Source organism: Streptococcus sp. 29892 (genome assembly GCF_032594935.1).
Taxonomy (GTDB): domain Bacteria; phylum Bacillota; class Bacilli; order Lactobacillales; family Streptococcaceae; genus Streptococcus; species Streptococcus hyiners.
The window spans coordinates 1491589-1514713 of sequence record NZ_CP118734.1 but is presented as its reverse complement, the minus strand read 5'-3'; the positions used below and the strand labels follow the sequence as shown (position 1 = coordinate 1514713).

The 23125-nt window shown below is 43.8% G+C and carries 21 protein-coding genes and 1 riboswitch; of the genes, 17 read left to right on the top strand and 4 right to left on the bottom strand.

Translation table 11 applies throughout. The features are described from left to right. Nucleotides 1-55: 55 nt before the first annotated feature. The 3 genes from PW220_RS07560 to PW220_RS07550 all read left to right on the top strand — a co-directional run bounded on the left by PW220_RS07560 (nt 56) and on the right by PW220_RS07550 (nt 2600). The gene (locus tag PW220_RS07560) at nt 56-553 is read left to right on the top strand and encodes a GAF domain-containing protein (protein WP_248054066.1); all 498 of its coding nucleotides are present in this window, start codon (nt 56-58) and stop codon (nt 551-553) included. Next, the gene (dnaX, locus tag PW220_RS07555) at nt 553-2220 is read left to right on the top strand and encodes a DNA polymerase III subunit gamma/tau (protein WP_248054067.1); all 1668 of its coding nucleotides are present in this window, start codon (nt 553-555) and stop codon (nt 2218-2220) included. Before PW220_RS07560 ends, dnaX begins: the two co-directional genes overlap by 1 nt. A gap of 191 nt (nt 2221-2411) precedes the next feature. Further along, complete coding sequence (locus PW220_RS07550) at nt 2412-2600, top strand: DUF3272 family protein (protein WP_248054068.1); 189 nt, start codon at nt 2412-2414, stop codon at nt 2598-2600. On the opposite strand, the gene birA is transcribed toward PW220_RS07550, so the two are convergent. Further along, entirely contained in the window at nt 2566-3522 is a 957-nt protein-coding gene (birA, locus tag PW220_RS07545) for a bifunctional biotin--[acetyl-CoA-carboxylase] ligase/biotin operon repressor BirA (protein ID WP_248054069.1), read from the bottom strand. The two genes, PW220_RS07550 and birA, sit on opposite strands and share 35 nt — an antisense overlap. Before the next feature lie 65 nt (nt 3523-3587). On the opposite strand from birA, the gene PW220_RS07540 reads away from it, so the two are divergent. The 4 genes from PW220_RS07540 to metK all read left to right on the top strand — a co-directional run bounded on the left by PW220_RS07540 (nt 3588) and on the right by metK (nt 7254). Next, nucleotides 3588-4622, top strand: coding sequence for a M42 family metallopeptidase (locus PW220_RS07540; protein ID WP_248054070.1), 1035 nt, complete (start codon nt 3588-3590; stop codon nt 4620-4622). Nucleotide 4623: 1 nt separating this feature from the next. Next, nucleotides 4624-5361 carry a CBS domain-containing protein gene (locus tag PW220_RS07535; protein WP_248054071.1) on the top strand — a complete coding sequence of 246 codons (738 nt, stop codon included), beginning with the start codon at nt 4624-4626 and terminating at the stop codon, nt 5359-5361. Nucleotides 5362-5377: 16 nt separating this feature from the next. Further along, entirely contained in the window at nt 5378-5845 is a 468-nt protein-coding gene (locus PW220_RS07530; RefSeq protein ID WP_172050091.1) for a deoxycytidylate deaminase, read from the top strand. Nucleotides 5846-6060: 215 nt separating this feature from the next. After that, entirely contained in the window at nt 6061-7254 is a 1194-nt protein-coding gene (metK, locus tag PW220_RS07525) for a methionine adenosyltransferase (RefSeq protein ID WP_248054072.1), read from the top strand. A gap of 215 nt (nt 7255-7469) precedes the next feature. On the opposite strand, the gene PW220_RS07520 is transcribed toward metK, so the two are convergent. Beyond that, complete coding sequence (locus PW220_RS07520; protein ID WP_192873108.1) at nt 7470-8726, bottom strand: ISL3 family transposase; 1257 nt, start codon at nt 8724-8726, stop codon at nt 7470-7472. Between the two features lie 244 nt (nt 8727-8970). Here PW220_RS07520 and PW220_RS07515 point away from each other — a divergent pair, with 244 nt between their 5' ends. The 4 genes from PW220_RS07515 to PW220_RS07500 all read left to right on the top strand — a co-directional run bounded on the left by PW220_RS07515 (nt 8971) and on the right by PW220_RS07500 (nt 12683). Next, nucleotides 8971-10230: a UDP-N-acetylglucosamine 1-carboxyvinyltransferase gene (locus PW220_RS07515; RefSeq protein WP_248055971.1), complete on the top strand. Its 1260-nt coding sequence runs from the start codon at nt 8971-8973 to the stop codon at nt 10228-10230. 76 nt (nt 10231-10306) lie between these two features. Continuing rightward, nucleotides 10307-10855: a GNAT family N-acetyltransferase gene (locus PW220_RS07510; protein ID WP_105124720.1), complete on the top strand. Its 549-nt coding sequence runs from the start codon at nt 10307-10309 to the stop codon at nt 10853-10855. A 19-nt stretch (nt 10856-10874) separates the two neighbouring features. Further along, nucleotides 10875-11735, top strand: a complete 861-nt coding sequence (locus PW220_RS07505; protein WP_105124719.1) for a methionyl aminopeptidase — start codon at nt 10875-10877, stop codon at nt 11733-11735. Nucleotides 11736-11759: 24 nt separating this feature from the next. Further along, nucleotides 11760-12683 carry a YihY/virulence factor BrkB family protein gene (locus PW220_RS07500; RefSeq protein WP_248055972.1) on the top strand — a complete coding sequence of 308 codons (924 nt, stop codon included), beginning with the start codon at nt 11760-11762 and terminating at the stop codon, nt 12681-12683. A 52-nt stretch (nt 12684-12735) separates the two neighbouring features. Here PW220_RS07500 and PW220_RS07495 read toward each other — a convergent pair whose 3' ends face one another. Next, nucleotides 12736-13173, bottom strand: coding sequence for a GtrA family protein (locus PW220_RS07495; protein ID WP_248055973.1), 438 nt, complete (start codon nt 13171-13173; stop codon nt 12736-12738). A gap of 29 nt (nt 13174-13202) precedes the next feature. Further along, a riboswitch (PreQ1 riboswitch) is annotated at nt 13203-13304 on the top strand. Between PW220_RS07495 and PW220_RS07490 the strand changes: the two genes are divergently transcribed. Beyond that, on the top strand, nt 13302-13817 hold the full coding sequence (locus PW220_RS07490) for a QueT transporter family protein (RefSeq protein WP_105118155.1): 516 nt from the start codon (nt 13302-13304) through the stop codon (nt 13815-13817). (Overlaps the previous riboswitch by 3 nt.) 49 nt (nt 13818-13866) lie before the next feature. Here the strand turns inward: PW220_RS07490 and PW220_RS07485 are convergent, their stop codons facing one another. Beyond that, nucleotides 13867-15123, bottom strand: coding sequence for an ISL3 family transposase (locus tag PW220_RS07485; RefSeq protein ID WP_192873108.1), 1257 nt, complete (start codon nt 15121-15123; stop codon nt 13867-13869). Nucleotides 15124-15351: 228 nt separating this feature from the next. Here PW220_RS07485 and PW220_RS07480 point away from each other — a divergent pair, with 228 nt between their 5' ends. The 5 genes from PW220_RS07480 (at nt 15352) to PW220_RS07460 (ending at nt 23117) form a co-directional block, all read left to right on the top strand. Then, nucleotides 15352-16194, top strand: coding sequence for an aldo/keto reductase (locus PW220_RS07480; protein ID WP_248054962.1), 843 nt, complete (start codon nt 15352-15354; stop codon nt 16192-16194). 220 nt (nt 16195-16414) lie between these two features. Further along, nucleotides 16415-18571 carry a Tex family protein gene (locus tag PW220_RS07475; protein ID WP_248054963.1) on the top strand — a complete coding sequence of 719 codons (2157 nt, stop codon included), beginning with the start codon at nt 16415-16417 and terminating at the stop codon, nt 18569-18571. Next, a complete protein-coding gene (locus PW220_RS07470; RefSeq protein ID WP_248054964.1) occupies nt 18558-19016 on the top strand; it encodes a SprT family protein in 459 nt (152 codons plus the stop codon). Before PW220_RS07475 ends, PW220_RS07470 begins: the two co-directional genes overlap by 14 nt. A gap of 143 nt (nt 19017-19159) precedes the next feature. Next, entirely contained in the window at nt 19160-21727 is a 2568-nt protein-coding gene (locus PW220_RS07465) for a type I restriction-modification system subunit M (protein WP_248054965.1), read from the top strand. A gap of 133 nt (nt 21728-21860) precedes the next feature. Next, nucleotides 21861-23117, top strand: a complete 1257-nt coding sequence (locus PW220_RS07460) for a restriction endonuclease subunit S (RefSeq protein ID WP_248054966.1) — start codon at nt 21861-21863, stop codon at nt 23115-23117. Nucleotides 23118-23125 lie beyond the last annotated feature (8 nt).

The window sequence follows — 23125 nt, the reverse complement described above, 5'->3', positions numbered from 1 at the left end:
CTTTTTCTTTTTGCTTGGACTATAAAAGTTGGTCTTTCTATGCTATAATGTTTCTATGAATATTGAAGAAAAAAAATCAAATTACCAATTACTTTTGACCCAGTTGGAAGCTCTGTTAGATGGGGAAACCAACGCTCTGGCTAATCTGTCAAATGCTTCAGCGCTTCTCAATCAGGCTTTGCCTAATTCTGTCTTCACAGGTTTTTACTTGTATGATGGTCAAGAATTGATTTTAGGGCCTTTTCAGGGTGGCGTTTCCTGCGTCCATATTGCACTTGGAAAGGGTGTTTGCGGTGAATCTGCTTCTAAACGCCAGACCATTCTCGTAGACGATGTCCGTCTGCATGATAACTATATTTCTTGCGATGCGGCAGCCCTTTCGGAAATCGTAGTACCCATGCTGAAAAACGACCAGCTTTTGGGCGTTTTGGACTTGGATTCGAGATTGGTAGCGGATTATGATGCCATTGACCAAGAGTACTTAGAGCAGTTTGTTGCGCTCCTGGTGGAGAAAACAGACTGGAATTTTGCTATGTTTGGAGAAAAAGGGTAATGTACCAAGCTTTATATCGGAAATACCGCAGCCAGACCTTTGGGGAGATGGTGGGGCAGGAGGTGGTGGCGACCACGCTCAAGCAGGCCATTGAGCAGGGGAAAATTAGCCATGCCTATCTTTTTTCTGGGCCTCGTGGTACGGGTAAGACTTCGACAGCCAAGATTTTTGCCAAGGCCATGAACTGTCCCAATCAGGTGGGTGGCGAGCCTTGTAATGACTGCTACATCTGTCAGGCCATTACCGAGGGCAGTCTGGAAGATGTGATTGAGATTGACGCGGCATCCAATAATGGTGTCGATGAAATCCGTGATATTCGGGACAAATCGACCTATGCGCCTAGCCTTGCGACCTACAAGGTTTATATCATTGACGAGGTCCACATGCTATCGACAGGGGCTTTTAATGCCCTCTTGAAAACCTTGGAAGAGCCGACGGAGAATGTGGTCTTTATTCTTGCGACTACAGAGTTGCATAAGATTCCTGCTACTATCTTATCCAGGGTGCAACGTTTTGAATTCAAGTCCATCAAGGTCACGGATATTCAGGCCCATTTGGCTCAAATCTTGACCAAGGAAGGTCTTGGATTTGACGACCAAGCTTTGACCATTATTGCCCGTCGGGCAGAAGGGGGAATGCGGGATGCTCTGTCTATTCTCGACCAGGCCCTCAGTCTCAGCCATGACCAGACAGTTACCTTGGAAATCGCAGAGGAAATCACGGGTTCCATCAGTCTGCGTGCTCTGGATGACTATATAGCTAGTCTGCGTCAGGCGGATAGTGTGTCGGCACTGGTTCATCTGCAGACCTTGTTTGACCAAGGCAAGAGCATGAGCCGTTTTGCGACGGACCTCTTGCATTACCTGCGTGACCTCCTTATCGTGCAGACGGGCGGTGAGAATACCCATCTGACTGCTGGTTTTACGGACAATCTAGCACTGGCTCAGGAGCGGATCTTCACCATGATTGAGTTGGTGACCAAGAGCCTGGCGGATATCAAGTCTAGCCCTCAACCTAAGATTTACGCTGAAATGATGACCATTCGGTTGGCTGAAAGTGGTTCTGCTTCGGGGGCAATGGCAGAGCTACCAGCAGATGTGGTCAGCCAAATAAGCAGTTTGCAACAACAAGTAGCAGACCTACAGAAACAATTAAGCCAACTCTCAAATCAACAGAGTGCTGTTAAGCCAGTTTCACGCAAGCCACAGGCGCCGAAGAAGTACCGATTGGATACCAGCAAGGTTCATGCTATTTTGCAAGAAGCCATGGAAAATCCAGCATTGGCGCGTGAAAATTTGACTCGCTTGCAAAATGCCTGGGGAGAAATTATCGAGAGTTTATCAGGAGCAGATCGTGCCTTACTTGTTGGCTCCCAGCCAGTCGCTGCGAATGAAAATCATGCGATTTTGGCCTTTGAATCCCCACTCAATGCTGAACAGACTATGAAACGGGACAATCTCAATACCATGTTTGGAAATATTCTCAGCAAGGCCGCAGGCTTCTCGCCACAGATTTTGGCTATTGCTCAAGAAGATTGGGTCAGCATTCGGGCTGAATTTTCAGCCAAGGCCAAGGGGCAAAAAACGCAAGAAGTAGAAAAAGAGGAGAGCCCTGTTCCAGAAGAATTTGGCTTTCTAGCAGACACCGTTGAGATAGTAAATGATTGATAGCAATATCGGTCTTAGGACTGATGTGGAATGTGGTTGACTAAGGTATAATATAGTCAATCCTAAATATTTTTCATAATCTCCTTAAGAAAGCACCGACTGAGTTGGTGTTTTCTTGTTTAACTAGCATACATAGAAAGAAGGGATATAAAAAATCAGTCAGTCGACTGATTTTTTGGTATAATTTATCTATGAAAATGTCACAATTTCTTCTCTTGTCTCTTTCGACAATTATCGCTATTTATTTTATGAATACTTCCATTCTTTCTAAGGATTTTTTGCTTGCAGGTATTTTTGCCTTCATCGCCTTTCGCAATCTTCATTTTGCCTATAAGGTGACACGTTTTATTCGTTTGGTGGAGAAGCAGTCCAAGAAGTAAGACTGATTTCTCCGCTGGAGATGATTTTTGCCTTGCCGTTATCCAGTTGGATGACTAGATTGCCTGTGTCGGTGACTGCGATGGCTGTTCCCTTAAATTCAACCTGATTTTCTATAAAGCTCACTTGTTGGCCAACAACAAGTGATTTTTCTTTGTAAAGGGCAATTAGTTCCTTGTCATCGGTTTCTAAAAATGCTTTCCAAATGGCTGTAATCAACTGGTTGCGGGTAAAGGGAGGTTGGTCGTCGAAGAGATTGCCAGCTGATTGCCGGAGTTCTTTGGGAAAATCATCGATATGGACATTGATACCCACTCCAATAATGACATCGGTCACCCGTTGGTTTTCCATGGAAGAAATGGCTTCGGTTAGGATTCCAGCAACTTTCTTCTGCCCCAGATAAATATCATTGACCCACTTGATTTGAACATCTAGGTCACAGAGGGACTGAATGGCCTTGACCACTGCGGCTGCGGCTAGAATGGTATAGGGCTTAAATTCAAGGAAGGGGACATTGGGTGAAAGGCGGAGAGACATATAGATACCGCCTGATTTGGAAGCATAAAAAGGTCGCCCAAATCGTCCCTTGGCTTTATTCTGATAGGGAGCTAGATAGAGGGCTGGGCTCGCATGACCTGCTTCGATACCTTGCTTGGCATCTAGCTGGGTCGAATCACTATCGGCATTGAGGTGGACAGGGAGTTGGAGCTCCTGTGAAATCAACTCTGGCAGCAACAAATCCCCTTCGGCCAATTTGTAGCCACGATTGCGGGCTGCCTCAATTGTCAGACCATGTGCTTCCAACTGGCGAATGGCTTTCCAAATGGAAGTCCGAGAAATCCCCAATTCCTGGGCCAAATCCTCGCCACTGACGTAGTCGTCTTTTTCTTTTAATAGTAAATAAATCTTCTGGTAGGTTTTCATGTCTTCATTATAGCAAAAAAATGTCCTAAAACATGATATAATAGTTTATAAATAAGGAGGTTTTCATGAAGACACTTGATTACATCGTTAAACTGACCAATACCCCGTCGCCAACGGGCTATACGACGGACATTATGAACTACATCAAGGCAGAGGTGGAAAGTTTCGGCTATGAGGCTATCAAGACTGCTAAAGGTGGCATTTTAGTTACAGTTCTTGGGGAAAATGACCAGGAACACCGGATGCTGACTGCCCATCTGGACACTTTGGGTGCCATGGTGCGTGCAGTCAAGCCAGACGGCCGACTCAAAATGGATTTGGTGGGAGGATTTGGCTACCCTTCTATTGAGGGAGAAAACTGCCTGATTCATTGTGCCAAGAATGGTAAGACCTTCACAGGCACAATTTTGATGCACCAAACTTCTGTCCATGTCTACCGAGATGCCAGCACCGCTGAGCGCAACCAGACCAATATGGAAATTCGTTTGGATGAAAAAGTGACAAATGCAGATCAGACGCGGGCCTTGGGTATTGAAGTCGGAGACTTTATCTCCTTTGATCCACGGACCGTTGTGACTGAAACTGGCTTTATCAAGAGCCGTCATTTAGATGATAAGGTTTCAGCCGCTATCCTGCTGCATCTCTTGAAGGTTTACAAGGAAGAGCGCATCACCTTGCCTTATACGACCCATTTCTATTTCTCCAATAATGAAGAGATTGGCTACGGAGCTAACTCCAGCATTCCTGCTCAGGTGGTTGAATATTTGGCAGTCGATATGGGGGCAATGGGAGATGACCAGCAGACTGATGAATACACGGTTTCTATCTGCGTCAAGGACGGCTCAGGTCCTTATCACTACGAACTCCGTCAACACTTGGTAGCCTTGGCTGAAAGGGATGGCATTCCTTATAAATTGGACATCTATCCTTACTATGGCTCAGATGCTTCAGCAGCTATGCGGGCGGGTGCGGATGTCAAGCATGCCCTGCTTGGTGCAGGAATTGAATCTAGCCATTCTTACGAGCGGACCCATTTGGATTCGGTCCATGCGACTGAGCGGATGGTCGATGCCTATTTGAAATCAACAATGGTAGACTAAGATGAATGAAAGCCGTTTTTTAGAGTTATTCAATGACTTGGACAAGGTCCTGCGCAAGGTCTGTGGAGTTGCGGATGGGGAATATGCAGATGTTGGTTCTATGCTGGCCAAAGCCAAGGAATTGACGCGACATAATCCCGTTGAGGCTAATTGGGATAATCTCTACGTAGCCAGACAGCTCCGTAATCTTATGGTCCACGAAAGACGAACGAGTTTGAAAGAGGTAGCTCAGCCCTCGCCAGAATTGATTGCCGTCTTGGAAAAGGTCATTGCCCAGTACCAAACACCCATGACCATTGAAACCTATTTACAAAAGGTTCAGAAGATCAAGCCTATTATATTTGATAGTCAGGACAAATTGATGAGCGCTTTGGAAATCGTCGAGCGAGAACATGTTTCCAAGTTTCCGATTTTTTCTGGCAGGTCTTATCAAGGTTTGGTGTCCGATAAGGGTTTGGCCAACTGGTTAGCCAAAGCCAGTAAGGAAGTAGGCTCAATCCGTGATACATTAGTGGAAGCAAGTTTGGCAGATGTATTGGCTTGCGAGGAGGATAGTATTCAGGTGCTTATTTTACCAACTGATACAAGCCTTTACCAGCTGATCAATCATTTTGAAGGAAGAAAACGGACAACTGTTTTGGTCACTCGTCAAAATAATGAGAAGCTTCATTCTCCTGAAGATATTGTTGGTATCATTACGGCACAAGATATAGCAGAAATTTATGGAATGGTGGATTGAGTGGAAGGGAGAAATTATGTCAACAAATCGTTTAGCCTGGGATGAATATTTTGCGGCCCAAGCTCTCTTGATTGCCAATCGGGCGACTTGTAAGCGGGCCAAGGTCGGTGCGGTTTTGGTTAAGGATAATAAGGTCATTGCGACGGGCTATAATGGTTCTGTTTCAGGAACCGAGCATTGTTTGGAACAGGAATGCCTCATGATTGACGGTCATTGTGCTAGGACCCTGCATGCGGAAGTCAATGCCATTTTACAAGGAGCGGAAAGGGGAATTCCCAAAGGGTTTACTGCCTATGTGACCCATTTCCCTTGCCTCAATTGTTCCAAGCAATTGCTACAGGTTGGTTGCCAACGTGTCGTCTATATCAATGAATACCGAATGGACGACTATGCCCAGTATCTTTATAAGGAAAAAGGATGCGAGTTGGTTCATTTACCATTGGAAACTGTTAAAAAGGCGATTGCCGAAGCAGAATTTATTTAGTAAGGGAGGTTGTCTTGCACACCTCTCTTTATTTTTTAGAAAATACTAGGATAGTCGGTTAATCTATGCTATACTAGAAACGTTATTAGGTCCCGAAAAGGCGACTAGAAGATAGGATTATTTCTTTGCTCAAGACAGAAGTCTTTCGCAAATCACCTCCTTTCAGTCGGTTCTTTGTAACCTTAGTAACAATTTATTTTAAGGGGGACATTTTTATGTCAGAACGTAAGTTGTTTACGTCTGAGTCAGTATCGGAAGGACATCCGGATAAGATTGCTGACCAGATTTCAGATGCTATTTTGGATGCTATTTTAGCAGAGGATCCAGATGCACACGTAGCGGCGGAAACGGCTGTTTATACAGGTAGTGTTCATGTCTTTGGAGAGATTTCAACCACTGCCTATGTAGATATTAACCGCGTGGTACGGGACACCATTGCTGAGATTGGCTATACCAAGGGTGAGTATGGTTTTGCTGCGGAGTCGGTTGGAGTACATCCGTCGCTTGTGGAGCAGTCACCAGATATTGCCCAAGGAGTCAATGAAGCCTTGGAGGCACGCCAGGATTCTAGTCAAGATCCATTGGATTTGATTGGGGCAGGTGACCAGGGACTCATGTTTGGTTTTGCAGTGGATGAAACACCTGAACTCATGCCATTGCCCATCTCACTAAGTCACAAATTGGTGCGCCGTTTGGCAGAATTACGAAAATCTGGGGAAATTGCTTATCTACGTCCAGATGCTAAGTCACAGGTAACAGTTGAGTATGATGAAAACAATCAACCTGTTCGTGTGGATACAGTCGTTATCTCAACTCAGCACGATCCGGAAGTCAGTCAGGAACAAATTCGTCAAGATGTCATTGAGCGTGTCATTAAGGATATTATTCCAGCTCAATACCTGGATGAACAAACCAACTATTTTATCAACCCAACTGGTCGCTTTGTCATTGGTGGACCTCAAGGGGACTCAGGTCTGACAGGTCGTAAGATTATCGTTGATACCTACGGTGGCTACTCTCGTCATGGTGGCGGTGCCTTCTCTGGTAAGGATGCGACAAAAGTGGACCGTTCTGCATCTTATGCGGCACGTTATATCGCAAAAAATATCGTAGCTGCTGGTTTGGCTAAGCGGGCAGAAGTGCAGCTGGCTTATGCCATCGGTGTTGCTCATCCAGTTTCTGTTCGTATCGATACCTTTGGTACAAGTACAGTAGCTGAGAGCAAGTTAGAAGCAGCCGTTCGTCAGATTTTTGATCTCCGTCCAGCTGGTATTATTCAAATGCTAGACCTCAAACGTCCGATTTATAAGCAAACGGCAGCCTATGGTCACATGGGTCGGACAGATATTGACTTGCCATGGGAACGCTTGGATAAGGTAGAAGCATTAAAGTCTGCTGTAAATGAGTGATAGAAATAGATGATTTTTAGGATGGGAGCGGGAAAGAACTCGACTGGTCAAAAAAGAGTTCGTCTTCCCGCCCCCGCACAGTTGATTAGGTCAGATTTGGAGTGTAAAACACGACCAAATCTGCCAATCAACCACTGCGCTGAGATGTTGACACGAACCCTGAGAAGCGAGGTTGGGCTTTGGCTCTTTGTCAACTGTAGTGGGTAGATGAAAAGCTAACACCTAGAGAGGACGAAATTCGTTCTCTCTTTCTTTATGTTCAAAGCAATCAAAATGCGTTTTCTAAAGTTTTCAAAGTTCCTAAAACCAAAGGCATTTCTCTTAATGACTTTGATGAGATTGTTGGTAGCTTCCAGTTTGGCATTGGAATAAGGCAATTCCATGGCGTTTAAAACCTTGTCTTTATCCTTTAGAAATGTCTTAAATACCGTCTGGAAAATAGGATTAACAGAGGCTATTTCCTGTTCGATGAGACTGAAGAAATGATCTGAATTTTTCTCTTGGAAATGGAACAAGAGAAATTGATAGAGTTCATAGTGCTGTCGGAGCTCATCTGAGTAGGATAGGAGTTTTTCTAGAATTTCCTTGTTGGTTAAATGCATCCGAAACATAGGGCGATAAAATCGTTTATCGCTGAGTTTACGACTATCCTGTTGTATCAATTTCCAGTAGCGTTTCAAGGCTCGGTATTCCTGCGATTTTCTATCAAGTTGGTTCATAATTTGAATACGGACACGGTTCATAGCACGACTAAGGTGTTGCACGATATGAAAGCGGTCGAGTACAATCTTGGCGTTTGGAAATAGTTGTCTAGCCAATTTGTAGTAGGGACTAAACATATCCATGGTAATGACTTTGACCCGATTTCTAACCTTTCTAGGATAGCGCAGAAAGTGGTTTCGAATGGTTGCTTGAGTTCTTCCGTCCAGAATGGTTATGACATTCAGGGAGTTGAAATCTTGTGCGATAAAGCTCATCTTCCCCTTCTTGAAGGCATACTCGTCCCAGGACATGACTTCTGGAAGCTTGTTCCAATCCGTTTCAAACTTGAACTCATTTAGTTTTCGAATAACTGATGATGTTGAGATGGATAGCCTGTGTGCGATATGTGTCATTGCTTGATTTTCGATGAGTAATTGAGCGATCTTCTGGTTAACTGCGACAGCGATTTGGTGGTTCTTCTTGACAAGAGGAGTTTCAGCGACCGCTATTTTCCCACATTCCTTGCACTTGAAACGACGCTTTCTAAGGCGGATAAGTAAGGGATAGCCAGCAGTTTCTAGGTAGGGAATTTTGGAGGCCTTCTGGAAGTCGTATTTTGCCATTTGTCCCTTGCATTTTGGGCATTTAGGGGCTGTGTAATCCAAGTGACCGTGGAGTTCTAAGTGAGTTCCCAGGTCATATTCATTAGAGATAGTAATATTTTTGTCTTTAATTCTGAGAAAATTTGTGATAAGATTTAGTTGTTCCATATGAACCCTTTCTAATGAGTTGTTTAGTCGCTTTTCATTATAGGTCATATGGGACTTTTTTCTACACTCCAAAAGGCTCCACAATCTCCATGGTGGTTTTACCCACTACAGAAATTATAGAGCCTGGGCTTTTTGCCCAGCCTCGTCTTTCTTTTATGTATCAAATATCTAGCTTTTTATCTTGCCTTGTGGTAGAATAAAACGTATGCCTTTTTGGGGCAATAAGAGAAAGAGATTAGTTAGTATGAGAAAAATCGTTATCAATGGTGGAAAAACACTGAAAGGGTCTGTAACAGTTAGTGGGGCTAAGAATTCAGTCGTTGCTTTAATTCCTGCCATTATTCTTGCGGATGGAATTGTCACACTGGATGGTGTGCCAGCTATTTCAGACGTTGATAGTTTGATTGATATTATGGAAACTATGGGGGCGACTGTTAAGCGTGATGGGGAAACGCTTGAAATTGACCCTCGTGGTGTACAAGATATGCCTATGCCATTTGGTAAAATCAATAGCTTGCGAGCCTCTTACTATTTCTACGGTTCCCTCCTTGGTCGCTTCGGTCAAGCAGTTGTGGGCTTGCCTGGTGGCTGTGATTTGGGTCCACGTCCCATTGACTTGCACTTGAAGGCCTTTGCGGCTATGGGTGCTGAAACAACCTATGAAGGTGACTATATGCGTTTGGCGACCAATGGTCAACGTATCCAAGGAGCTCATATCTTCATGGATGTGGTCAGCGTTGGGGCAACTATCAATACGATTTTGGCTGCTGTTAAAGCTGAGGGTCGTACAGTCATTGAAAACGCAGCTCGTGAGCCTGAAATCATTGACGTTGCAACACTTCTGAATAACATGGGTGCCCATATTCGTGGTGCTGGTACAGACATCATTACTATCGACGGTGTCGATAGCCTTCATGGAACCCGTCACCAAGTGATTCCAGACCGGATTGAAGCTGGAACCTATATTGCGCTTGCTGCCGCAGTAGGTGAAGGTATCCGCATTGATAATGTCCTTTATGAACACCTGGAAAGCTTTATCGCTAAGTTGGAAGAAATGGGCGTTCGCATGACCGTTTCTGAAGACAGTATCTTTGTTGAAAAACAAGAAAAATTGAAGGCTGTGAGCATCAAAACCTCTCCATATCCTGGTTTTGCGACAGATTTGCAACAGCCAATTACACCGCTCCTTTTGACAGCAGAGGGAACTGGAAAAATTATCGATACCATTTATGAAAAACGTGTCGGTCATGTGCAGGAATTGGCCAATATGGGTGCAAACATTTCAACTCGTAGCAATTATATTGCCTTTGAAGGTCCAAATCAATTGACTGGTGCATCAGTTAAGGCAACGGATTTGCGGGCCGGAGCAGCCATGGTTATTGCTGGTTTGATGGCACAAGGTCGTACAGAAATTACCAATATTGAGTTTATCTTGCGTGGCTACTCAAACATTATTGAGAAATTGACTGAGCTTGGGGCTGACATTCAGTTGATTGAGGACTAGGACGGCCCTCAAATACAATTTTTACTTAATCAAACAAACTGGGGCTGGGAGAATTTCTCAGCCCCTTGGGTACACTATGACAATTTGGACAAGTCTGGCTAAATGTGCTTGCTTTGAAACAGAACGGTTGATTTTGAGGCCCTTTTCTTATGAAGATGGGAATGATTTCTATGCGATTGTTGCACATCCTGAAAATCTTCCTTTTATCTTTCCAGCCTTGAAAGATAAGAACCTGGCTCTTGCGACCATGGTTGAGAAATTTATGCGTAGTCCTTTGGGAAATTGGGCCTTGATTGACAAGGTTTCAGGGCGGATGATTGGTGCGCTTTGTTTTGAAAAAATCGATGAAGGTCAACTTACTGCGGAGCTCAGCTATTTCCTAAAAAAAGACTACTGGGGTCAAGGGCTGATGACGGAAGCGGTGAAAAATCTGGTCTTTCTGACTTTTTATGAAATCGGGTTAAAGGAATTGACCATCATCACCCATGAGGAAAATCGGGCCAGTCAGATGGTTGCCCAAAAAACGGGTTTTGTACAAGTGGAGCAATATCGTGGCAGTGACCGCTACAGCCATAAAATGAGAAAATACCTAAGATTTAGCTTGAAAAGGGCTGATTTTAGATGAGAAATGTAGGAGAAATTGAATGATTACCATTAAATCACAAAGAGAAATTGATGCCATGAACCGTGCTGGCGATGTGCTAGCAGGTGTCCATATCGGTTTGCGTGAGATTATCAAACCAGGCGTGGACATGTGGGAAGTGGAAGAATATGTCCGTAAAACCTGTAAGGAGAAAAATGTCTTGCCCCTTCAAATTGGTGTTGATGGTGAGTTGATGGATTATCCTTATGCAACTTGCTGCGGGCTCAATGATGAAGTAGCCCATGCCTTTCCACGCCATTATAAGCTGAAAGAAGGCGATTTGCTCAAGGTTGATATGGTACTCAGTGAGCCTCTGGACAAATCAGTTGTTGACGTGTCTAAGCTCAACTTCAATGATGTCAAGGCTATGAAGAAAATCACCCAGTCTTATCGTGGTGGTTGTGCAGACTCTTGTTGGGCTTATGCAGTTGGTCAGGTGTCTGAAGAAGTGCAAAACTTGATGGATGTGACCAAGGAATGTTTGTACCGCGGTATCGAGCAAGCGGTTGTTGGTAATCGTATCGGCGATATCGGTGCTGCTATTCAAGAATATGCTGAGGGGCTTGGCTATGGTGTTGTTCGTGACTTGGTGGGTCACGGTGTGGGTCCAACCTTCCACGAAGAGCCAATGGTTCCCCACTATGGAACAAAAGGCCGTGGACTTCGCTTGCGTGAGGGGATGGTCTTGACCATCGAGCCAATGATTAACACTGGTACCTGGGAAATTGACACGGATATGAAGACTGGCTGGGCTCATAAGACACTTGATGGTGGTCTATCTTGCCAATATGAACATCAATTTGTCATTACCAAAGATGGTCCGGTCATTTTGACAAGTCAAGGTGAAGAGGGAACCTATTAAAATAGCTAGAGAGAAGGAGAGGGAATGAAGAAAACCAAAATAATTGAAGGTTTGAAAACATTCTGCTCGACCTTCTTTTCTTTTTATCGGAATGCGGATATAGATGTGACCAGTGTGGCGGTGGCCTACTATTTGCTAATCGGTATTTTTCCGATTTTGTTAACCTTGGCCAATCTACTTCCGTATTTTCCATTCGACATTGACTTGGTTTTGTCGGTTGTGGCTGAATTTGTACCTGACAGGCTCTATCCTTCAGTATCGGACTTTATCACCTCTATTTTGACCAAGCCGTCGTCGTCTTGGTTAGGAATTTCGATTGCGACGACCCTGTGGACCCTGTCGCGCAGTATGACCATCTTGCAAAAGGCCGTCAACAAGGCCTATGGTATCAATGAGCATCGAGATTTTATTGTCGGGCATTTGATAGGCATATTTTTAGGAATTGGTTTACAAGTCATTATTCTGCTGAGTATGACCCTCCTGACTTTTGGTCAGGTCATTATTTCTTATCTTAGTCAACTTTTTCCGCTAAATAATCAGTGGCTAAGAGGACTGCTTAGTCAGACGCAATTAGTGGGTCTAATCGCCTTATTTGTAGGTCTGTTGATGCTCTATTTTTTCTTACCCAATATTCGTATTCAGAAAATCCGCTATATTCTGCCTGGAACAAGCTTTGTTCTTTTGGTTATGACATCCGTTGGCAAGCTTTTCACTATCTATGTGGATAACTATGCCAATCGCTTGTTGGATTTTCGTATGGTTACAGCCGTTATCTTCCTAGTTTTCATGCTCTGGTTTATATTTATGGCTCAGGTCTTGATTATTGGAGCGGTTATCAATGCCAGCGTTCAAAGTATGCAAGTAGAAGAATTTCATGCAAGAGATGGGGATATTGTTTCCATCTTGAACAGAATAAAAAGTCGCTTTACACCGATAGATAAAGAATAAGCTTGGAAAAACAAGTTATATTTGTAAAAAAAGTGAGGTTCCGTTCGGAGCCTCATTTCGTATCTTTAAAAATAAACAATTTACTCAAGAAATAGTTGAGCACGATAACCAATACCTGTGAGAAGAGTGTGGAAATGACATTGACAAGTGCTAGGTCATGATTGACGAACTGCCCTATCAATTGTGGATAGGCTTGAACTAGCAAGTAGGCTAGGGCCATATCCATAACCAAGGTTGCGATGCGGGCAGATACAAACTTGACCAGTCGCTGAGGCCAGCCATTATGTTCTTGCTTAAAGACAAAACGGTCGTTGGTCCAGAAGGCAAAGAGGATGGCAACCGCATTTGCCAAAAGGGTGACTAGGAGAATGGAAGGGATGACTAGAAATAGTCCCATTCGAGTGACCATATAGACCAGGGTTGCTGCGACACCTGCAATCAAATAAAGAATGACTTCGTTGTTTATGAGTTGATAAAATAGCTTTTTCATAAGGAATAGTCTACCATTTTTTTGGAAAATATGCTATACTAGACAACGTTGTTGAATTTTCAATGACCCTTGGGGCTTGCTCACTTTACCCAAGCATATTACAAGCATTTTGCTAAAGGAGAATTTTCATGAATACATCTAAATGGACTGCCAGAGATATGGCAGAGATTGCTCTTGTTGCGGCTATCTATGTGGCTTTGACTCTGACACCACCATTGAACGCCATTTCCTTCGGAGCCATTCAGTTCCGCTTGTCAGAAATGCTCAATTTCTTGGCCTTTTACAACCGTAAGTATATTATTGCCGTGACCATCGGTTGTATGATTTCCAACTTGATTGGTTTCGGTGTGATTGACCTCTTTGTAGGTGGATTTTCAACCCTTGTCTTTGTTAGCCTTGGGGTGATTCTCTTTGAAAAATACAAGAAAGACTATCTCTTCGGAGGCTTGTTTAACAAGGCATTCTTCTATTTCTCATTCTTTTTTGCAGCGACCATGTTTACAATCGCTCTAGAGTTGAAATTCTTGTATGATTTGCCATTCTTCTTGACTTGGTTGACAACTGCAGGTGGAGAATTGCTGTCCCTATTGGTTGGTGCAGTAGTGATTGATAAGTTAGCGAAAAAAATCAATTTCGAAAGATAAGTTTTAAAGATTAATGGCTCTTTGTCAACTGTAGTGGGTAGATGAAAAGCTAACACCTAGAGAGGACGAAATTCGTTCTCTCTTTCTTTATGTTCAAAGCAATCAAAATGCGTTTTCTAAAGTTTTCAAAGTTCCTAAAACCAAAGGCATTTCTCTTAATGACTTTGATGAGATTGTTGGTAGCTTCCAGTTTGGCATTGGAATAAGGCAATTCCATGGCGTTTAAAACCTTGTCTTTATCCTTTAGAAATGTCTTAAATACCGTCTGGAAAATAGGATTAACAGAGGCTATTTCCTGTTCGATGAGACTGAAGAAATGATCTGAATTTTTCTCTTGGAAATGGAACAAGAGAAATTGATAGAGTTCATAGTGCTGTCGGAGCTCATCTGAGTAGGATAGGAGTTTTTCTAGAATTTCCTTGTTGGTTAAATGCATCCGAAACATAGGGCGATAAAATCGTTTATCGCTGAGTTTACGACTATCCTGTTGTATCAATTTCCAGTAGCGTTTCAAGGCTCGGTATTCCTGCGATTTTCTATCAAGTTGGTTCATAATTTGAATACGGACACGGTTCATAGCACGACTAAGGTGTTGCACGATATGAAAGCGGTCGAGTACAATCTTGGCGTTTGGAAATAGTTGTCTAGCCAATTTGTAGTAGGGACTAAACATATCCATGGTAATGACTTTGACCCGATTTCTAACCTTTCTAGGATAGCGCAGAAAGTGGTTTCGAATGGTTGCTTGAGTTCTTCCGTCCAGAATGGTTATGACATTCAGGGAGTTGAAATCTTGTGCGATAAAGCTCATCTTCCCCTTCTTGAAGGCATACTCGTCCCAGGACATGACTTCTGGAAGCTTGTTCCAATCCGTTTCAAACTTGAACTCATTTAGTTTTCGAATAACTGATGATGTTGAGATGGATAGCCTGTGTGCGATATGTGTCATTGCTTGATTTTCGATGAGTAATTGAGCGATCTTCTGGTTAACTGCGACAGCGATTTGGTGGTTCTTCTTGACAAGAGGAGTTTCAGCGACCGCTATTTTCCCACATTCCTTGCACTTGAAACGACGCTTTCTAAGGCGGATAAGTAAGGGATAGCCAGCAGTTTCTAGGTAGGGAATTTTGGAGGCCTTCTGGAAGTCGTATTTTGCCATTTGTCCCTTGCATTTTGGGCATTTAGGGGCTGTGTAATCCAAGTGACCGTGGAGTTCTAAGTGAGTTCCCAGGTCATATTCATTAGAGATAGTAATATTTTTGTCTTTAATTCTGAGAAAATTTGTGATAAGATTTAGTTGTTCCATATGAACCCTTTCTAATGAGTTGTTTAGTCGCTTTTCATTATAGGTCATATGGGACTTTTTTCTACACTCCAAAAGGCTCCACAATCTCCATGGTGGTTTTACCCACTACAGAAATTATAGAGCCAGATTAATGTGAGCAGACACCTTCGGGTGTCTTTTTTCTACAAAATTTTTGTCAGGGCTTACAATTTAGGTTATACTGGAACTAGAACATACAGGAGGTCTTTTATGAAGACATATCAATTATCAAATGGTGTTTCCATTCCAAAAATCGCCTTTGGCACCTGGCAAATTCCTGACGGCGAAGAAGCGCATCGTGCGGTTCTCTACGCTTTGGAAGCAGGTTATCGTCACATTGACACGGCTCAAATTTACGGCAACGAAGCCAGCGTCGGTCAGGCCATTGCTGATAGCAGTGTGGCACGTGAGGATATTTTCCTGACAACCAAGGTATGGAATGACAAGATTGGTGTGGAGGACACACTGGCATCAGTTGAAGGATCCATGACCAAGCTGGGCGTGGATTATCTGGACCTACTCCTTATCCACTGGCCAAATCCAAAGGCCATTCGTGACGGCATCGGCTGGAAGGAACGCAATGCCCAAGTTTGGAAAGCCTTGGAAGACTTGTATCGTGCAGGTAAGGTCAAGGCTATCGGGGTGTCTAACTTTATGGAACATCACCTGGAAGGTTTGCTTGAAACGGCTGAAATCACACCCATGGTCAACCAGATTATGCTGGCACCAGGAACTCCTCAGCCAGAATTAGTTGCCTACTGTAAATCCAAGGGCATTCTCTTGGAGGCCTATAGTCCATTTGGTACAGGAACCCTCTTCCAAAGTCAAGAAGCCGCAGACTTGGCCAAGGAAGCAGGCTGCAGCGTTGCCCAACTGGCACTAGCTTGGTCCTTGGAAAAAGGCTTCCTACCCTTGCCAAAATCAACCAGCCCAGAAAACATCAAGGCTAATTTGGAGATAGAAGATTTGGTCATTAGTCCTGAAGCAGTTGCTCAGTTGGATACATTGACAGGTCTAAAAGGACAGTTGGATCCGGATTTGGCAGAATTTTAATATTGGAGATGCTGGGCATATAGTCCAAAGACACTTCTCAGAGTTCGTGTCACTATCTCAGCGCAGTGGTTGATTGGCAGATTTGTTCGTGTTTCACACTCCAAATCTGACCTAATCAACTGTGCGGGGGTGGGAAGACGAACTCTTTTTGACTAGTCGAGTTCTTTCCCACTCCCTTTTATCATCTCCAACCTACCACTTTCATGCTATAATAGTAGCTATGGAAGAAAAATATTTGAAAATTGCTCAGGAATTGGGCGTTAGTTTAAAACAGATTGATACGGTCCTCTCTTTGACGGCTGAAGGCAACACCATTCCCTTTATCGCTCGTTATCGGAAGGATGTGACGGGGAATTTGGATGAAGTAGTCATCAAGTCTATCATTGATCGGGATAAGGCCTTGACTGCTCTAGCTGACCGTAAGGCTACTGTCCTTGCCAAGATTGAAGAGCAGGGTAAGTTGACAGACCAGCTCCGTCAGGCTATCGAGGAAGCGGAAAAGTTGGCAGATGTGGAAGAACTCTACCTGCCTTATAAGGAAAAACGTCGGACCAAGGCAACGGTGGCGCGTGAGGCTGGACTATTCCCGCTGGCTCGGTTGATTTTGCAGAATGTGGCTGACTTGGAAGAGCAGGCGGCTGGTTTTATCTGCGAGGGATTTGACACTGCTCAGGCTTGCTTGGCTGGTGCTGTGGATATTTTGGTGGAAGCTATCTCAGAAGACAATAAACTTCGGGCCTGGGTCTACCATGAAGTACAAACCAATTCAAGCCTGACTTCAGAGCTAAAAGATCAAGAAGCAGACGAGAAGGAAGTCTTTCAGATTTACTATGATTTTTCTGAGAAAGTGGCGAAGATGCAGGGCTATAAGACCCTTGCCATTAACCGTGGGGAAAAATTAGGTGTTCTCAAGGTTTCTTTTGAGCACAATGTGGATAAAATGGTTCGTTTCTTTGAGTTGCGTTTTCCACAGTCTAATAGCTACATTAAGGATGTCATTCAGCAGGCTATTAAGAAGAAAATTCTACCTGCCATGGAGCGCCGTATTCGGACAGAATTGACGGAAGAAGCAGAAGAGGGCGCAATCCAGCTCTTCTCTAAAAACCTCCGCAATCTGCTCCTTGTATCTCCCCTCAAAGGCAAGGTTGTTCTTGGTTTTGACCCAGCCTTTCGAACAGGGGCCAAGCTAGCCGTGGTAGATCAGACTGGAAAGCTCTTGACAACCCAGGTCATCTATCCAGTTGAGCCGGCTGGTCAGCGACAAATTGCTCAGGCAAAAAAAGACTTAGCAGATTTGATTGGGCAATATCAGGTGGAAATCATAGCTATCGGAAATGGAACGGCCAGCCGTGAATCTGAAGCCTTCGTCGCTGATTTGCTCAAGGATTTCCCAGAAGTTTCTTACGTCATCGTCAATGAAAGCGGAGCTTCTGTCTATTCAGCTTCTGAGCTGGCGCGATACGAGTTTCCAGACCTCCCCGTCGAGAAACGCTCTGCCATTTCCATCGCCCGCCGTCTGCAAGACCCTCTGGCTGAATTGGTCAAAATCGATCCCAAGTCCATCGGTGTCGGCCAGTACCAGCACGATGTCAACCAGAAATCTCTGTCTGAGAGCCTGGACTTTGTGGTTGATACGGTGGTCAACCAGGTCGGTGTCAATGTCAATACGGCCAGTCCAGCCCTCCTTGCCCATGTGGCCGGCCTCAACAAGACCATTTCGGAGAACATCGTCAAGTACCGTGAGGAAAATGGAGCCCTGACTTCTCGTCAGCAGCTCAAGAAGGTGCCTCGTCTGGGTGACAAGGCCTTTGAGCAGGCAGCTGGTTTCTTACGCATCCCAGATGCGACTAACTTTTTGGACAATACTGGCGTGCACCCTGAGTCTTACAAGGCTGTAGAGAACTTGTTGGCACTGCTAGACATTGACCACTTAGATGAGGCTGCGCAGGAAAAATTAAAGCAGGTTGCTATCGCTGATACGGCAGAAAAAATTGGTGTCGGTCAGGAAACCTTGAAGGACATCATCGCAGACTTGCTCAAGCCAGGTCGTGATTTACGGGATGACTTTGAAGCACCAGTCCTCCGTCAAGATGTCTTGGATGTTAAGGACCTTGTAGTCGGACAGGAATTGCAAGGTACGGTCCGCAATATCGTGGACTTTGGAGCCTTTGTGGATATCGGTGTCCATGAAGATGGGCTGGTCCATATTTCACGCATGGTCAAACGTAAACGGGATAAAAATGGACGCCAACAAGCCTTACCACATCCAAGCGAAGTTCTTGCAGTTGGGGAAATTGTAACCGTCTGGGTGGCTGAAGTGGATATCAAACGCAACCGTATCGGTCTTAGCCTTTTGAAACCAAATGGATCTGAATAAGTATGTGCAGGAAGTTTCCCTGCAAGACTTCGGTAAGGAATTTCGGCACCAAGCTGTCTGGAACAGACGATTGAGGTCAACGGGTGGTCGCTTCTTTCCTAAAGATGGCCATTTGGACTTTAATCCCAAGCACTTGGAGGAGCAAGGCCTAGAAGTCTTTCGGAAGATTGTCCGCCACGAGCTCTGCCATTACCATCTTTACTTTGAGAAGAAAGGCTATCGGCATGGGGACCGGGACTTCAAGCAACTGCTGGCTGCGGTGGACGGCCTGCGCTATGCTCCTAAACTGGTAGAAACTTCCAAGCCTAGTCTGATTTACAGCTGCCAGTCCTGTGGACAAGTCTACCAGCGCAAGCGCCGCATTGACCTCAAAAAATACCGATGTGGGAAATGTCGGGGGCTCCTAGAGAACAATTTCATAGATCATAAAAGAACCAGTTCTTAGATACCTACTGAGGACTGGTTTTCTTTATGCTTTGGAAGTCTAAATTTCGGAAAGTCTTGGGATTTTTCTATCTACATGATATAATTTTATAGAAAGCCCTTACGCTATTTCTGGGCGTAAGTTATAAAGAATAAGGAGAAAATATGATTACTTCTGAAGAGATTAAATTACGTCTATGGAATGGTGCCAATGAACTCCGTGGCTCTATGGATGCCAGTCGTTATAAGGACTATATGCTTGGGCTCATGTTCTACAAGTTTTTAAGTGACCAAACCCTGAAAACATTTGCTTCAACAGCCGGTGTGGGAAATGAGAGCAATTGGTATCAAGAGTACATCCTTGCCCACCAAGAATACGGTACGGAATTGGAAAAGATGATCCAGGATGTTTTGGGTTATTTTGTCCGTCCTGAGCACCTCTATCAAACCTGGGTCAAGGATATGAATGAGGGCAGGTTTGAAGTCCAAAAAGTAACGGATAGCTTGAGCCAGTTTGAGCGGAGTATCGCTGTTGCTAATGGTTCGGATGATTTTCAAGGCCTATTTGCCAGCTCAACCCTTGACTTGACAGATACAGCACTGGGAAGCAATCTCAATGAACGCAGTAAAAATATTCAAGCCCTCATCCGTTTGTTCGAGGATTTGGACATGGTTGCCCTGCAAAATGGAGATGTCTTGGGAGATGCTTATGAATACCTGATTGGTCAATTTGCCATGGAATCTGGTAAAAAGGCGGGTGAGTTCTACACGCCTCACCAAGTTAGCGAAGTCATGGCTCAGATTGTTGCGACCAATTCTTCTATTTCATCCATCTATGACCCAACGGTTGGGTCAGGTTCCCTCCTTTTGACCGTAAAAAAACACCTGTCAGAAGACAAACAAAAAAGCTTAAACTACTACGGTCAGGAGAAGAATACAGCTACCTATAACTTGACCCGTATGAACCTCTTGCTTCACGGTGTCCGTCCGGAAAGGATGAGTATTAAAAATGGTGATACCCTATCGCAAGACTGGCCAGAAGATCCAGAACGTCCAAATGAAGGTGTCCAGTTTGATGCGGTGGTCATGAACCCACCTTATTCTGTAAAAAATTGGAACCGTTCAGGCTTGAAACCGAGCGACCCCCGTTTTGAAATCGCTGGTGTTCTTCCACCGGACTCAAAAGGCGATTTTGCCTTCCTTTTACACGGCCTCTATCACCTGGGAACCCATGGAACCATGGCCATTGTCTTGCCACACGGTGTTCTCTTCCGCGGAGCAGCTGAGGGCGAAATCCGCAAACGCCTCTTGGAAAAAAATCAAATCGATGCTGTTATCGGTCTGCCAAGCAACCTCTTTACCAACACTGGTATTCCAGTTTGTATCATTATCCTCAAGAAAAATCGGGATTTGAATGAGCCTGTACTCTTTATCGATGCCTCACGCAATTTTATCAAGGCAGGTAAGCAAAATGCCTTGCAAGAAAAGGACATCGCAAAGATTGTAGATGTCTATACGAACAGAACGGAAGAAGATGGTTACAGTCACTTGGCAAGTCGTCAGGAATTGATCCAAAATGACTATAACATGAATATTCCACGCTATGTGACTGCTCTGGATGAAGAAATTCCCCATGATGTGGATGCGCATCTATATGGTGGTATTCCAAAGAAAAATATTCAGTCCTTGAGGGTGCTCAATCAGACAGTCAAAGAGGTTTTGGACAATGCCTTTAGTGAAAACCGTCCAGGCTACTTAACTTTGAATCAGACCCTTGAAGAGTTTTCAAGAGCAGTCTTATCCAGCCCAGTTGTTCGGGCAGAATATGAACAAGTCCAGTCAACTATTGCGGCCTTTATCGAAGAATATTGGACAAAATTGCATCGTTTACAAACGGAAACCAATACAAGATTATTGAAAGAAGCAATGCTGGCAGATATTAAGAAACGCTTGTCCCAGTTTGACCAAATTGATATCTACGAAGGTTATCAAATCATCGCAGAAATTTGGACCAAGACCCTGACCCATGATGCTGAATTGATTGAGCAATTAGGCTTTTATGAGGCTGGGCGTACCCGTGAGCCCAATATGGTGGCTAAAGGGAAGAACAAGGAGAAGGTTCAAGATGGCTGGAATGGGGTGATTATCCCAAATAGCCTGATTGCTAGTGAGTGCTACGGTGATGAACTTGCCCATATTGACAGCCTGAAAAACAGGATTTCAGAAATTGACAGTGAAGTCAGTGAATTGGTTGAAAATGCCAAGGTGGAAGATAGCGATGAGTATAATGCCCTCTTTGATGTCTTGAAAAAGAATGAAGATGGCGAAGCACTGGATAGTTTTGAAGGCAAATTGGTCAAGGCTGCTCTGAAACAAGCAGTAAAAGGCTCTACAGAATTTGGCTTCTTGAAGCAGGTAGATGATCTAGCCAAGGAAAAATCGACATTAGCTAAGGACATCAAGACCAAGGAGCAGGAACTCAAGGAATTGGTGTCCAATCGTATCCAAGTCTTGACAGATGAAGAAGTTGACCAACTCCTCTATAAAAAATGGTTTGGTCATGTGACTGATAAGGCACTTGAACTGGTTGAATTGCCATTAAAGGCAGAAATTGCCATTATCGAAGAACTTCACAATCGCTATGCTGAAACATTGGACGATATGGATGCAGAAATCGCTCTGCTTGAAAGAGAACTTGAAAATCTGATGAAAGAACTGGTGGTGTTATCATGAAGGTGATGAAAGAAATTTTCAACAAAAGCTATTTTACAGCCCAAAAATCCAGTGAAAGAAAATCACCAACAGCCACTTTCTGCAATTTTCTGAAAATAGAAGAAAAATCGAACGAAGTTGGGGGAATATAGCAATGCCGAACAAAGATAAGAATATCCCCAAACGCCGCTTCAAAGCGTTTGAAAATGACCCCGCTTGGGAACTGCGGAAGTTGGGGGAAGTAGTTACAAGAGTTACTAGGAAAAATAGTGAATTACTTACTGAATTAGCATTAACAATATCTGCTCAACATGGACTTATTGATCAAACTGAATTTTTTGATAAGAGGATAGCAAGTAAGGATGTAAGTGGTTATTACCTTTTAAAAAATGGTGAATTCGCATACAACAAAAGTACCTCTTATGATGCACCTTGGGGAGCTGTGAAACGGTTAGATAGATATGATATGGGTGTTTTATCCACGCTTTATATTGTATTTGGAATATCTAATCCTGAACGAGTTAGTTCGAACTTTTTAGTAACTTATTTTGATACGAATTTGTGGCATAAAGAAGTACAGGCAGTGGCAGCAGAAGGTGCGAGAAATCATGGGTTACTAAATATATCTGCAAATGACTTTTTAGATATTGCATTATTTTTTCCAAAATCTTTTTCCGAACAAGAAGCCATCGGCACTTTCTTCTCCACGCTGGACCAACAAATCACCCTTCATCAGCGTAAGCTTGACAAATTAAAGAGTGTAAAACAAGCATATCTGAGCGAAATGTTCCCCGCTGAAGGAGAGCGTGTGCCAAAACGCCGTTTTCCTGGATTTACTGACGATTGGGAACTGCGGAAGTTGGGGGAAGTGGCTAGATTTAGACGTGGTTCTTTTCCGCAACCTTACGGAAATAGCGAATGGTATGATGGTGATGGTGCAATGCCTTTCGTTCAAGTTGCAGATGTCACAGATGAGATGAATTTAGTAGAGGATACTAAACAAAAAATTAGTAAAAAAGCACAGCCACTTAGTGTTTATGCTGAGAAAGGATCTGTCCTAGTTACTTTACAAGGTAGTATTGGTCGTGTTGCGATTACCCAATATGGAGCTTTCATAGATAGAACGGTGCTGATTTTTGAAAATTTTTACTTACCAATTGATAATTTGTTTTGGGCTTATGTAATAAAACAAAAATTCATTGAAGAAGCAAAAAGTGCCCCAGGTGGAACAATCAAAACAATTACTAAGGAAGTTCTTAGTGACTTTAATATAAAATTGCCGACACATGCTGAACAAGAAGCCATCGGCACTTTCTTCTCCACCCTAGACCAACACATCACCCTTCATCAGCGTAAGCTAGAAAAACTCAAAAACTTGAAAAAAGCACTTTTAAATGAGCTGTTTGTATGATTTTCAGC